A 12,715-nucleotide genomic window follows, 5' to 3' on the forward strand; every position below is an offset into this window, starting at 1 on the left:
TGCCTGATAAGCTGCTACAACTCTTTGCCTTAGATCCAAAGAATGGGTTGGCATTCCCTTCTCTCCTTCCTCTTGAATACCTGTACCCTATTTTAAATTAACAGGCTGTAGCTTGGACTCCACAAAGTAGCTTTGTTGTAGGGCTGTAGTAACAAACACCAAATGCGCCTGTAAGCTGGAAATACTGCTGCGTTCTTCCCTTAGTTCTATGGGCTGGCATAGACATGCCAACTTAACTTGAGCTCATGAAAGCCCGGTGCAAGTACAGTCTTTACCCTACAGACCAATAGAGGCCAAACTTAGCCCAGTTGTTTGGCTGTGCCCGCTATGCTTGCAATGTAAGTTTTGGCCTCCTGTCAAGGGGTTGGGAACCCTTTAAACACACAGATCAGCGAACCTGGCCTGGGAAAGTTTGGCGAGGGAGAGCCTTGGAGCTTGGCCATCTTCGGCCCTCCGCCCCTCAGCAGCTAGGCTGCTTCAACCTCTTGGGAAGCCCCTCGAGAGGAAGACGGCTTGAGAAACAGGGGTAACTCCTCAGGCGATCGTGATCTTGTTCTCCAAGGGTGAATCCGAAGCTGGGCCTGCTCCGTATTTGAGATGGCTTGTTCTCCGACCGAGGAGCTTTTTCCATGTTGTTGACGTTTTTGCTGGATTCAGCCTTTCGGCTTCGTTTTGTCTGCACAGCTTTTTGGGGTGTTTGCCTGGCTGCTGCCTTGTTTCTCAGCGGCTGCGGGAGCGGCAGCTCGGTAACCCCTGCGCCGGGAGCTGTAGTCTCTACGGCTACCTTGACCCTATCTCCTGCTGCCGAAGTACCGCCGGTAGCGGTGCCCAGCTCCGCCAGCGGCAGTGCTGTTGTCACTTTAAACCAGACCGCCCGTACTCTATCTGTCCAGGGGAGTTTTACGAATCTCACGACCCCACTTTTGCCGATCGCCAATTTTGGCCCCGGCCACATTCACCTGGCCCAGCCCCAGCCGGGACAATCTTTCGCCCAGGCCACAGGCCCGGTCGTCTTTGTCCTGAACATGTTGCCCAATCCCGACAATCAATCGGGGAACTTCCCGCTAGAGGCCCAACTCACCCCTGAGCAGGTCTCCAGCTTCTTGGCCGGGGCCTACTACATCAACATCCATACGCAGGCCAACCCTCCCGGCGAGTTGCGGGCCCAGGTGGTTTTCCCTCGCTAAATCTTGAAGGCGACTTCTCAGCCGCCTAAGCGGTGCGGAGCATCTAAAGCATTTGGCGCAAATGCTGGGGCTTGCGCTGCCTTTTTTCTGGTCAACTCAAGAAGATTCGGCACAATGGGGAAAGCCATTTCACCCTTACCAAGCAGTTGAGGACATCGCTATGGCCTACAAACTCTGGATCGACGGCCAATGGGTCGATAGCCAAGGGGGGGGCTTGATGACCATCGAGAACCCGGCTACTGGCGAGGAACTAGCAGAGGTGGTGGATGCCAGCCCGGCCGATGTGGATCGGGCGGTGCAGGCTGCCCAGACGGCCTTTTACGATGGCCGTTGGTCGAAACTCACGCCTGGCGAGCGCTCCCTGGCCCTCTGGAAATTGGCGGATCTCATCGAAGCTCGCGCCGCCGAATTGGCACGTGTAGAGTCGGAAAACACCGGCAAGCCCTACGAGCTGGTGAGCTTGGGGGGAGATTTGCCGTTTGCGGTCGACAATCTGCGTTTCTTCGCTGCCGCCGCCCGCGACATCCATGGCTTCAGCGCCGGAGAATACGCCAAGGGTTACACCTCGCTATTTCGCAAAGAGCCGGTGGGGGTGTGCGCGCAAATTACCCCCTGGAACTACCCGCTGCTGATGGCCGTCTGGAAGATCGGCCCTGCTCTGGCTGCTGGCTGTACGGTGGTGCTCAAGCCTGCTCCCACCACCCCTCTGACCACTCTGATGTTGGGGGAACTGATCGCTGAAGCCGGGATCCCGCCGGGGGTTGTGAACATTGTTACCGGGGGCAATGCCACCGGCCAAGCTTTGGTGGAGCACCCGCAGGTGCGCATGGTCAGCCTTACCGGCTCTACCGCCACCGGCAAGCAGGTGATGCGCACCGCCGCCAATACCCTGAAGCGGGTGCATTTGGAGTTGGGGGGGAAAGCGCCCTTCCTGGTTTTTGCAGATGCTGACGTGGAAAGCGTGGCCGCCAAGGCCGCCTTCGCCGCCACGTTCAACACCGGCCAGGACTGTACGGCAGCCACCCGCGTCTATGTGCACGAGAGCAAGCTGGCGCAGGTGCAGGAGGCCATTGTGGAGGCGATGCGCAAAGTGACACTGGGATCCCCTTTTGAGGCGGGGGTGGAGATGGGTCCTTTGGTCTCGGCAGCCCAGCGGGAGCGGGTGATGGGATTTGTGGAGCGGGCCAAAGCCGAAGGGGCCAAAGTGCTGACCGGCGGGCGGATCCCTTCCCAGTTTGACCGGGGCTACTACTACGAACCCACAGTGATTGCCAATGTCGATCAAAAAGCGGAGATCGTGCAGAGTGAGGTTTTTGGGCCGGTTCTCACGCTCGGCTCGTTCCGCGAAGAAGCGGAGGCGCTACGCCTGGGCAATGACGTCCTATACGGGTTGGCGGCTTCTGTGTGGACTCAAGACATCGGACGAGCCATGAAACTAGCCGCTGAGCTGGAGGTGGGCACCGTCTGGATCAACGACCACATTCCCATTGCCTCTGAGGCTCCCCATGGCGGCTTCAAACAATCGGGATTTGGCAAAGATCTTTCCGCCGAGGCGGTGCGCGACTATCAGATTACCAAGCATGTGATGATCGCCACCCCCTGAAGCTACGACCATCCTGAGCAGCCATAAAACGAAACAGCAGCAGTTCAACAGGGACATCTCCAGTTTTCCGGAAACCCTTTGCTGCCTCGTTCGCCCCGGCAGCGCGGAGCGCTATCTCAATCTCCCCTCTCCCTTTGGGAGAGGGGCTGGGGGTGAGGGCTGGGAGAGGGGCTGGGGGTGAGGGAGCAGAGCGGTCTGGGAACGTCCCTAGAAATCTCGGTCGCGCAAGCGGTGCGTCGCTTGAAAACGATAGACTGGGGTGTACAGCTCTCAATCTGCCCTGGATCTGGGAAGATTCTCAAAAGATCGCCAAGATCTAACCGTCGATGACCCACCTCCCTAAGTCCCCTTCGGGATCTGCAACCCTGGCCCCTCCCCGCACCTTCCCTCTTACCGCCGTGGTCGGACAGCAAACCGCCAAGCTGGCTCTATTGTTGGCGGCGGTGGATCCCGGCTTGGGAGGGGTGGTGCTGGTGGGGCCACGGGGCACGGCCAAGTCGGTTTTAGCCCGAGGGATCCACGCCCTGCTGCCTCCTATCGAGGTGATTGCCGGCTCCTATTGCAACGACGACCCGGTGCGGCCCGAGACCTGGTCAGACTGGGCCAAGGCCCGCTACCCCCAGGGAACAACGCCCCCCACCCGGGTGATGGCCCCTCCCTTTGTCCAGATTCCCTTGGGGGTGACGGAGGATCGGCTCTTGGGATCCGTGGATGTGGAGGCCTCGGTGAGGCAGGGGGAAACGGTTTTCCAACCGGGGCTCTTGGCCGCCGCCCACCGGGGCGTGCTCTATGTGGACGACATCAACCTCTTAGACGACGCCATCGTCAACCTGCTGCTGACGGTGGTAGGGGAGGGGGTAAACCGCCTGGAACGGGAAGGGCTAAGCCTGCAGCACCCCTGCCGGCCTCTCTTGGTGGCCACCTACAACCCCGAAGAGGGATCCCTGCGCCCCCACCTGCTGGATCGCCTGGCCATGGTGGTGCCGCTGGAGCGGGAGCTGAGCCTGGAGGAACGGCGGGAGATCGCCCAGCGGGCCAACCAATTCGGCGATGCCCCCGACCCTTTTCTGGCGGAACACCGGGCGGAACTGGAGGAAATCCGCACCCAGATTATCCTGGCGCGGGAGTGGCTGCCCCAGGTCAAACCGCGGCGGGAACAGATCCACTACCTGGTGCAAGAGGCCATCCGCGGCAACGTCCAAGGCCATCGAGGGGAGCAGTTTGCCCTGCGGGCCGCCTGTGCCCTGGCCGCGCTGGAGGGACGGGATCGCCTGGTAGCCGAAGATCTACAACAGGCGGTACAACTGGTGCTGCTGCCCCGCGCCCGCTACGACCCCGAGCAACCCCCGCCGCCACCCCAATCGCAACAGCCGGATCCCCCGCCGCCAGACCCCGACAACGCCGGTGAGGACAAGGAGGAAACGGATCCCCAGCCGGAAAATCTCAGCCTGCCGCAGGAGTTTTTCTTCGATCCTGAGCAGGTGGCCCTCGACCCGCGCCTCTTGGCCTTCGCCCAATCTCTGAACCAGCAGGGAAAAACGGGATCCCGCAGCCTGGTGTTCAGCGCCGACCGGGGCCGTTACATCAAGCCCATTCTGCCCCAGGGCGTCAACCCCCGCATCGCCGTCGATGCCACCCTGCGGGCTGCTGCCCCCTACCAGAAAAGTCGCCGCCTGCGGCAGCCGGGGCGGGCCGTCATCGTCGAGCCCGGCGACATCCGCGCCAAAAAGCTGGCCCGCAAAGCTGGAGCCTTGGTGATCTTTGTGGTGGATGCCTCCGGCTCCATGGCCCTCAACCGCATGCAAGCGGCCAAAGGCGCCGCCCTGCGCCTGCTGACCGAGGCCTACCAAAACCGCGACAAGGTTGCCCTCATCGCCTTTCGTGGCGAGGCTGCCGAAGTGCTGCTGCCCCCCACCCGCTCCATCGAGCTGGCCCGCCGCCGCCTGGAATCCCTGCCCTGTGGCGGGGGATCCCCACTGGCCCATGCCCTCACCCAAGCGGTGCGCCTAGGGGTCAACGCCCGCGCCAGCGGCGACGTGGGTCAGGTGATGCTGGTGGCCCTCACCGATGGCCGGGGCAACATCCCCCTCAGCCGCTCCCTGGGACGCAGCGAAGGCGATCCCATCGACCTGAAGCAGGAGCTGCGGGAGATCGCCCTGCGCATCCGTGCCCTGGGATTGAAGCTGCTTTTCATCGACTCGCAGAGCCGCTTTGTAACCACCGGCTTTGGCGCCGAGCTGGCGGAACTGGCGGGCGGGCGGTACTTTCATCTGCCCCGCGCCACCGACCAGGGAATTGCAGCCGTGGCCCGCTCGGCCATTCAAGAAGGACGCACTTCTCTCTGAAGGAGCAGCCGCGGCGGTGTTTGTAACTTTTCTTAATGGTTGGTTATGATCTCTGTAGGCGCTCTTCACCTTGCCCTATGACTACAGGACTCCTGCCGGAACTGCTCCTTGAGAATCCTATGGCTGTTGACTGGGTCAGTCGGGGCGTGAGCGCAGCCATTCGCGCTCTCTTCAAGCAGGTAGAGCGGCTGGAGGCGCGTGTGCGAGTCGAGCCTGTCGCCAAGCTGTTGCAAGGACGCATCGACAGCTTTGAGCTGTTGGGCCAGCACCTGCAGATGTACAACGGCCTGAGGCTTTCGGCCCTAGAGCTGTTTTGCAATGCTGTGGCCATTGATTTCAGCCAAATCTGGCAGGGGAAGATCAAGCTGCGCCAGCCGGTACAGGCCACGATGCGGGTGGTGCTGAGCGAAGCCGATCTGGCCCAATCCTTCAACACGCCTTTTGTGCTGAACAGGCTGGCCTTGGTAGGGCAGGATGGCAAATCCCTATCCTTCCACCACGTTCGTATCGCCATCACTCCGGCGCGTCGACTGGAATTGCAGGCAAACGTACAGCAAGCAGAGGCCAGGTCTCTCCGCGTTGGTTTTTCCGCCCAGGTTGAGGTGGTGGAGCAGCGTCGCATCCGCTTTACAGATCCGATGTTTGTGGGTGATACAGAGGCGGAGCTGGCGTTGAGCCGGGCCTTGGTCGATCACCTGAATGGGCTTCTGGACTTGGATCAGTTGGCCTTGCGGGGTACGGAGCTGCGGGTAGATCGGGTGAACCTACAGCCCCGGCAGATGGTTCTGTACGGCAGCGCCACCCTGGCGCACTTTCCCATGCGCCAACCGCAATGGGAAAATGCTTGACAACCTTTCGGCGGGCAGCTACGCTCAATAGTGGTGAGGAGTGAAGAGAAGAAGCCTCTGGGGTCGAAACACGGACAGACTCCCAGAGGTTTTTTCATGGCCTATTCACGCGATCCCAATCCCGACGGGGACGCCGCGCCCATGCCCAGGCCCGCTGGGTTTTATAGTCATTTCAAATGGCAATGCAACGTTTCTCTACGTCGTTGTTGCTACACAACGCTGTTCTAACTCCCCTCTCCCTCTGGGAGAGGGGTTGGGGGTGAGGGCCTCTGGGAGAGGGGTTGGGGGTGGTCGCGTGAGCGGCGCGGAGCGCTTGGGCGCCTCTGGGAGAGGGGTTGGGGGTGAGGGTAGCGGCGCGGAGCGCTTGGGTTGGCGACAAAGTGTCTCAATCCTGTTTGAAACGACTATAACCCTAGGGGCTGGAAGACTTCTCTCAGCACTCCAGGCGTCCCAATCAGCTCTGGATTTGAATTCAGGCTGGGACAGAGCGCCTGGCGCAACTCTTTGCCCGGCAGGGATCGGGTGTCAGGGATCCCAGTTCAGTTGGGAGTGCCCCTGTTTTTCGCTGGCCCTCTTGACCCCTCTGCTGGTCTCTGGCCTAATTCAAGTTAAGCCTCTCTTCCATTCCCCCTTGAGACACCGCCTCCTTGAGTTTTGGCGTCGCCGCTTTCCCCACAGCTTGCGCACGCAGGTGGCGCTGGTGATTGCCAGCCTTTCCTTTGTCCCCAACTTGGTGTTCATCCTGTCGGTGCAGTGGATCTGGCCCGACACGCAATTTAGTGCCGAAGGGATCATTCTGCTGCTGCTGTGGATCCCGTTGCTGGCGGTACTATCGGCGGTGGTGGGCTATGTCCTGTCTTCTTTGATCCTGCGCCCCCTCACCTTGCTGGCCCGCGAGTTGGCCCACCTAGAAACCTTGATCAACCAGCCGGCCCGTTGGAATTTGCTGCTTCGTACCCAGGATCCCCAAGAGGCCCTAATCCTGCGGCAGGCTTTTGCCCATTTGCTGCGCCAGATCCAGATCGACCAGTTGCGGCGGGAGGCCTTCATCGCCACCTTGGTGCATGACTTGAAAACTCCCCTCATCGCCTTTGGACATCTGCTGAGCGCCTTCAAGCAGGAGCAGCAGTTGGATCCCCGGGAACGGCTTGCCCTGCTGGATCGCATCCTGGAGGAGAACCAACACAACCTGGCGCTGGTGCAAAAAATGGTGGAGGCCCACCGCCTGGAGCGGGGCGAGATCGAGCTGCACCCTCGTCTTTGCGATCTGGGATCCTTGGCCAGAAGAGTGGCCGAACGCATGGGATCCCTGGCCCAAGAACGGGGGATCGACCTGCGCGTGGAAGGAGAGGGCTGGGGCAACGCCGATGAGGCCGAGCTGGAACGGGCGCTGGTGAATCTCGTGGACAACGCCTTGCGCTACGCCCGCCATGCGGTGGTGCTGACCGTCAGCCCTCGCCAGATCCAGGTGCGGGATGATGGCCCTGGCCTGCCGGCTCCCCTGGAAGAGCTGGCCCAGCCCTACATCGCCCAGCCCATCCACATCGCCGGCCAGCGCTACCCAACCGGATCGGGAGGTCTGGGACTGTACATTGCCAAGCGCATCCTGCAAGCCCACGGGGGTGACTTGCGGTTGATCGAGACGGGATCCCAGGGCGCCACCCTAGCCCTGGTGCTGAGTTAAGGCCCCACCAACAGGGCGGCCCCGATACATCAATCGGTACTTCATCTGTGGGGTCGAGTCTTTTTGCCCTGGTTTTTCTTCTGCTGTGATGGGTTGTAAAGAGGCAGTGGGAGGATGCGCCTGGGTGGAGGAAGAGGATGTACGGCTGACCTTGCCAGGCCACAAACCCGCTTGCTCCAGAGCCCTGTAGAGTGCCTCCGTGTCAATAGGCCAGAACCATCTGGCAGCCTCGTAAACTCGCTCGAGGGAGTGGAGAATATCCCCGGCCTCGGCCAAGCCAGGGATTACATCCGCTGCCCCCTGATAAATTGCCCAGCGTCGCTCTGCCGGCTCGATGTGGCGACCGGGATAATGAGTCAGGATCACAGGGATATTGGGCAGCTTGCTTTGGCACTCTCGGCAAAAGGCATAGGGGTTAAACAGCCCCGTCGTCATGTCCACCACCATCAGATCCAGATCCAGAGGCTGACTGGTTGCCACCTCCAGCAACGCTTCACAGGGGGAAACCAGCACCACAGAGTGTCTCTGCGACTCCAGTCCCAACTTCCAGAGATGAACTTGTGAGGCTTGGCCCTGAGCCAGCAGTATGGCTTTGCTCATAGGGGATGAAAATGTAGAAGGAAAGTTAAAGGCTTGCTCTACCCGCTGATCCGTCATACGTCAGAATCGCGCACGGAGCGTAATGTAGCATTCTCAAGAGGAGCAAATAGTAACCGGATATACAAGTGCTGCTGTGGAAACCCAACCTTCTGGGCGCCCACCCCGGAGCCCCACCAGCGAACTTTTGGGCGCGGCCTGTCCGGTGGCCTCAATTTTTGTCTCGCTCAACCCCATCAGGGATCCCTTCTGGCTCGGCTGCCAATTCAGCTTGTAGGGCCTGCCACTCTTCCGCAGAGAGCGAATGGAGCTTCTCTTGGATTTGCTGGGTTTCGAAGCTGGCCCACTGAGCCTTCAAGGTCATTTCCCCACGCAGCACCCGCCTCAGGTAGCCCAAAGTCCAGCCCAAGCACGCCAGCAAAAGCACCACGCTGGATATCTGCTGCGCAGCCCCCGTGTCTAAGCCCGCCCAAAGCAGCAGGCCGTAGAGGCCGCCGCCCCCCAACAGCAGGCCTAGGCCGACGCCAAGAACATCCAATCTGCGCATGACCCGGTAATCGACAAATGGCCGGCCTCACAGCGACCGAGGCTTGGGTCGAAATGTCATGAAGGGAGCCACCAGCACCATGCCGGGAAAGAAAAACAAGACTAAGAAAAACATCAGCACCTTTTCCCAAGCGCCAGCCGAAGTCCAGCGTTTGTCCACATACAGCAAAGACAACAGCGGCAACACCAGCAGATAGAGTATTGCCAAACCGGCATAAGTTGCCCAAATCAACGATGGGGTAGAAGCCATGTCGAGTACGTCCCGCAGCTATTTGACCGTGTCAAACAAATCTAACAGCATTGTAAAGGGATTTGTCGGCTTGCGGGAGTCGGCAACTCGGCCAACTGATCACAGGCTCGCGCTGATCGCCCCAACAGGGCAGGTGGGAACGCATTGTTCGCACATGACACAGCGGTTGCGGGAGAACTCCAGTTTCCAGTCGGGAGCGGAAATCCTGAGGGCCTCCGTGGGGCAGACTCCGGTACACAAGCCGCAGTCCACACACAAATCGGGGTCGATCTGAATTGCCTCGGCCCGTTCGGCCACCTCAATGCCCAGAGACTGTACCCACTCCAATCCAGCCTCCACCTGGTCGATGTCCCCTGAGAGCTCCACCACCAAGGTTCCCACTTCGTTGGGGGCTACCCTGGCGCGCACAATATTGGCGGCCACATCAAAATCTTTGGCCAATCGATAGGTGACGGGGACATTCACCAAATGGCGGGGAAAGATTAGGGTGACTCGTTTGCGCACGAGTTTGGCCTGAGTATCTGAGGTGCCGTGACTCTTCCAGTATGGCAGGCTGCTGGCGGCATCCTCCCGTCCTGCATGGGCAGAAGCAGGGAGGCGGGATCCCACGGAAGCTGTGAAGGGCGTCCCGCAGCCTGTCACAATGGGATCAGAGCGTTTTTGTTGATCCCCATGAACTCGGCCCAGCCCTGCCTCAACTCCGAGCACTATCGGCAGATGTTGGTGCGTGATGGCGAGCGTCGCTTCCGCGAGTGGCACACTGCTTTCCTCAACTATCAGCGGCAGTTTTTGCAAGAGATGAAGCGATTGCAGCTCCGTTCTTCCCGGAATCGTTGATCTGGAATCGCCAATGGGTTCAGTAATGCCTACGGCCAACCCTTTGTGCCCTCTTCCGGTCTCTTCTCAGCCTGATTCCTCCCTCCGCCAAGAAACTTTGGAACTGCTGGAGTGGCCCCGCCTCTGTCAGCACTTGGCCACCTTTGCCGCCACGCCGCTGGGCCGCCGCGCCTGCTTGGAGCTGGATCCCTGGCAGAGTCGCGCCGACAGCGAAGCCTATCTTGAGCAGACTGAAGAGGCGATCCGCCTCGATCGCTCGCAGGCGGGCGGAGTTTCCATGGCAGGGATCCACAACTTGCTGCCGGCCTTGGAACGAGCCGAACGGGGAGGGATCCTGAGCGGGGAAGAGCTGGTGCAGGTTGCTACAACTCTAGGATCCGCCCGCCGCATCCGCCGTTTGATCGATGACCAGGACTGTCTGCCCCGCCTGCAGGCTTGGGTGAGTGACCTACGCACCTACCCGGAACTGGAGCAGGAGATCTTTCGCTGTCTGGAGGAGCAGGGGGAGGTGCGGGACAGTGCCAGCCCCGTCCTTGCCGATCTGCGCCGGCAGCAACGGCAGCAACGCAGCCAGATCCAAGAGCGCCTGCAACAGTTGATGAGCCAGTACCCCCAGGCGCTACAGGATACCCTGATCGGCCAGCGGCAGGGGCGGTTTGTGCTGATGGTGAAGGCCGCCCAGCGGGATCTCATCCGCGGCATTGTGCACGACAGCTCTGCCAGCGGGGCCACCCTCTATGTGGAGCCCTATGCGGTGGTGGAACTGGGCAACCGCTTGCGGGAAACCCAAGCTCAGATTCAGGCAGAGGAAGAGCGGATCTTGGCCGCCCTCTCGGCCCAGGTGGGATCTGTTGCCGAGGATTTGGAGCATCTGCAGGCGGTGATGGTGGGGCTGGATGTGGCCTTGGCCCGTGGCCGCTACAGTCTCTGGCTGGACGGCCATCGCCCCCAGTTTGTCTCGGCAGGACTGCGCCTGCGGCAGGCCCGCCACCCTCTGCTGTTGTGGCAGTGCCGCGCAGAAGGCCAGGGCGCGGAGGTGATCCCCATCGACTTCACCCTCTCGGAGTCCATTCGTGTCGTGGTTATCACCGGCCCCAACACCGGCGGCAAAACCGTTGCCTTGAAAACCTTGGGGCTGTTGGCGCTGATGGCCAAGGCGGGGATCTTCCTGCCGGCTCAGGATCCGCCCCAACTGCCCTGGTTCGATGGCGTTTATGCCGACATCGGCGACGAGCAATCCCTGCAACAAAATCTCTCCACCTTTTCGGGGCACATCCACCGCATCAGCCGCATGGTGCGGGTTCTGCAGTCCGACCCGGCGCCGGCCCTTGTCCTGCTGGATGAGGTGGGGGCGGGCACGGATCCCACAGAAGGCGCCGCCCTGGCGGCTGGGCTGTTGGAGTATCTCTCGGAAAAGGCGTTGCTCACCTTGGCCACCACCCACTACGGCGAGCTGAAGGCCCTGAAGTACCAACATCCCGGCTTTGAAAATGCTTCGGTGGAGTTTGACGAGACCACCCTGGCCCCCACCTATCGCCTGTTGTGGGGGATCCCCGGTCGCTCCAATGCCTTGGCCATCGCCCGACGGCTGCACCTGGATCCCGAGATCCTGCAACGGGCCCAGCAGCACCTGCAGGGAGAAAGCCAGGTGGATCAGGTGATTGCCGGGCTGGAAGCGCAGCGGGCCCAATTGGAAGCGCGGGCAGCCCAGGTGGGAGCCCTGCATCGAGAGCTGGAGAGCTTATATCAGCAAATGCAGCAGCGCAGCCGCCAAATGGCCGAGCGGGAAGCCCAACTGGAGCACAAGCAAAACCAAGGTCTGCAAGCCCTGTTGGCTGCCGCCCGTCAGGAAGTGGCCGCCGCCATCCGCAAATTGCAGCAGGGAGAGGATCCCCAGCGCATCACGGCCGAGCTGGCGCAAATCCAGCAGCGCTACTCTCCCTCGCCGCCGCCTGCGGATAGGGAGTTTGTGCCAGAGGTGGGGGATCGGGTGCGGCTGAGAGGCCTGGGGCAGACGGGAGAGGTGATCGCCGTCACAGGGGATGTGTATGTGGTGCGCAGCGGCATCCTCAAATTCACGGTGCCGCGGGAGCAGTTGGATCCCATTGACGAGCAGCAGGCCCAGCAGCGCCAACGCCCCAAGGCCCCACCTCCCGCCCCAGCAGCCACCGCTCCCCTCAACCTGCGCAGCAGCCAGAACACCCTCGATCTGCGGGGGAAAACCGTGGCCGATGCCGAGGCCATTCTGGAACAGCACTTTGCCCAAGCTCCCCCCGGCCCTGTCTGGATCATCCACGGCCACGGCACCGGGCGCTTGCGGGCCGGCGTACAAGCTTACTTACAAAATCACCCCCGCGTCCAGAGGTTTGCCCCAGCGGATCCCCAAGACGGCGGCACCGGCGCGACCGTGGCCCACTTGCGGTGAGGGTTGGGCTGTTTCAAACTCACTTACGGTCGTTTCCAACAAGGTTAAGACACTTTGCCGCTGGCCCAAGCGCTCCCCGCCCCCTCTCCCTCAGGGGGAGAGGGGAGCTGAAGATCCACGACCAGGCTGTTTGGTAACCGTTCAAACTTGACTTTGGAGCGCTGCTGCCGAGCCGACGGGCTGGGATCCCACCTGTTGCCGCCGGCTTTGCCAAAGCCAGTAGCCCCGCAGCAGTTGGCTATCCCCGATGAGCTTCAACATCACCGCCACCGTCATACTTGTCCAACTGAGAGGGCCAAAGGCAGCGCCTGCTGCAGCCAGCAGCGCCAACCCCGAAAGATTGAGCCCCAAGCCTTGCACCCACATCCACCAGACGGTCTCGCGCTCCGACAT

12 protein-coding genes are annotated in these 12,715 nt (G+C 61.1%); 7 read left to right on the plus strand and 5 right to left on the minus strand.

Annotated features, from left to right (window positions below; all coding sequences use genetic code 11):
• Positions 1–629 precede the first annotated feature (629 nt).
• The 5 genes from NW851_RS08650 to NW851_RS08670 all read left to right on the plus strand — a co-directional run bounded on the left by NW851_RS08650 (position 630) and on the right by NW851_RS08670 (position 7,667).
• Positions 630–1,187: a CHRD domain-containing protein gene (locus NW851_RS08650; RefSeq protein WP_414337833.1), complete on the plus strand. Its 558-nt coding sequence runs from the start codon at positions 630–632 to the stop codon at positions 1,185–1,187.
• Between the two features lie 160 nt (positions 1,188–1,347).
• Positions 1,348–2,790 carry a gamma-aminobutyraldehyde dehydrogenase gene (locus NW851_RS08655; protein WP_414336129.1) on the plus strand — a complete coding sequence of 481 codons (1,443 nt, stop codon included), beginning with the start codon at positions 1,348–1,350 and terminating at the stop codon, positions 2,788–2,790.
• A 326-nt stretch (positions 2,791–3,116) separates the two neighbouring features.
• On the plus strand, positions 3,117–5,135 hold the full coding sequence (bchD, locus tag NW851_RS08660; RefSeq protein WP_414337836.1) for a magnesium chelatase ATPase subunit D: 2,019 nt from the start codon (positions 3,117–3,119) through the stop codon (positions 5,133–5,135).
• Between the two features lie 119 nt (positions 5,136–5,254).
• Entirely contained in the window at positions 5,255–5,983 is a 729-nt protein-coding gene (locus NW851_RS08665; protein ID WP_414334337.1) for a DUF2993 domain-containing protein, read from the plus strand.
• 631 nt (positions 5,984–6,614) lie between these two features.
• Entirely contained in the window at positions 6,615–7,667 is a 1,053-nt protein-coding gene (locus NW851_RS08670) for a sensor histidine kinase (protein WP_414334339.1), read from the plus strand.
• Here the strand turns inward: NW851_RS08670 and NW851_RS08675 are convergent.
• The 4 genes from NW851_RS08675 to NW851_RS08690 form a co-directional block, all read right to left on the minus strand.
• Complete coding sequence (locus NW851_RS08675) at positions 7,647–8,267, minus strand: response regulator (RefSeq protein ID WP_414337841.1); 621 nt, start codon at positions 8,265–8,267, stop codon at positions 7,647–7,649. The genes NW851_RS08670 and NW851_RS08675 overlap by 21 nt on opposite strands.
• A gap of 208 nt (positions 8,268–8,475) precedes the next feature.
• The gene (locus tag NW851_RS08680; RefSeq protein ID WP_414334343.1) at positions 8,476–8,811 is read right to left on the minus strand and encodes a DUF3007 family protein; all 336 of its coding nucleotides are present in this window, start codon (positions 8,809–8,811) and stop codon (positions 8,476–8,478) included.
• A 27-nt stretch (positions 8,812–8,838) separates the two neighbouring features.
• Complete coding sequence (gene ndhL / locus NW851_RS08685) at positions 8,839–9,060, minus strand: NAD(P)H-quinone oxidoreductase subunit L (protein ID WP_414334345.1); 222 nt, start codon at positions 9,058–9,060, stop codon at positions 8,839–8,841.
• Positions 9,061–9,159: 99 nt separating this feature from the next.
• Positions 9,160–9,564, minus strand: a complete 405-nt coding sequence (locus tag NW851_RS08690; protein ID WP_414334372.1) for an NIL domain-containing protein — start codon at positions 9,562–9,564, stop codon at positions 9,160–9,162.
• Positions 9,565–9,732: 168 nt separating this feature from the next.
• Here NW851_RS08690 and NW851_RS08695 point away from each other — a divergent pair, with 168 nt between their 5' ends.
• Together NW851_RS08695 and NW851_RS08700 are read left to right on the plus strand one after the other, a co-directional pair.
• Positions 9,733–9,897 (plus strand): hypothetical protein, encoded by a 165-nt coding sequence (locus NW851_RS08695; RefSeq protein WP_414334347.1) that lies wholly within the window; start codon positions 9,733–9,735, stop codon positions 9,895–9,897.
• 25 nt (positions 9,898–9,922) lie between these two features.
• Positions 9,923–12,322, plus strand: a complete 2,400-nt coding sequence (locus NW851_RS08700; RefSeq protein WP_414337845.1) for an endonuclease MutS2 — start codon at positions 9,923–9,925, stop codon at positions 12,320–12,322.
• Positions 12,323–12,463: 141 nt separating this feature from the next.
• On the opposite strand, the gene NW851_RS08705 is transcribed toward NW851_RS08700, so the two are convergent.
• Positions 12,464–12,715, minus strand: coding sequence for a hypothetical protein (locus NW851_RS08705; RefSeq protein WP_414334351.1), 252 nt, complete (start codon positions 12,713–12,715; stop codon positions 12,464–12,466).

The organism is Synechococcus sp. H55.7, from assembly GCF_047462395.1.
In the GTDB taxonomy this organism is placed as follows: Bacteria; Cyanobacteriota; Cyanobacteriia; order Thermostichales; family Thermostichaceae; genus Thermostichus.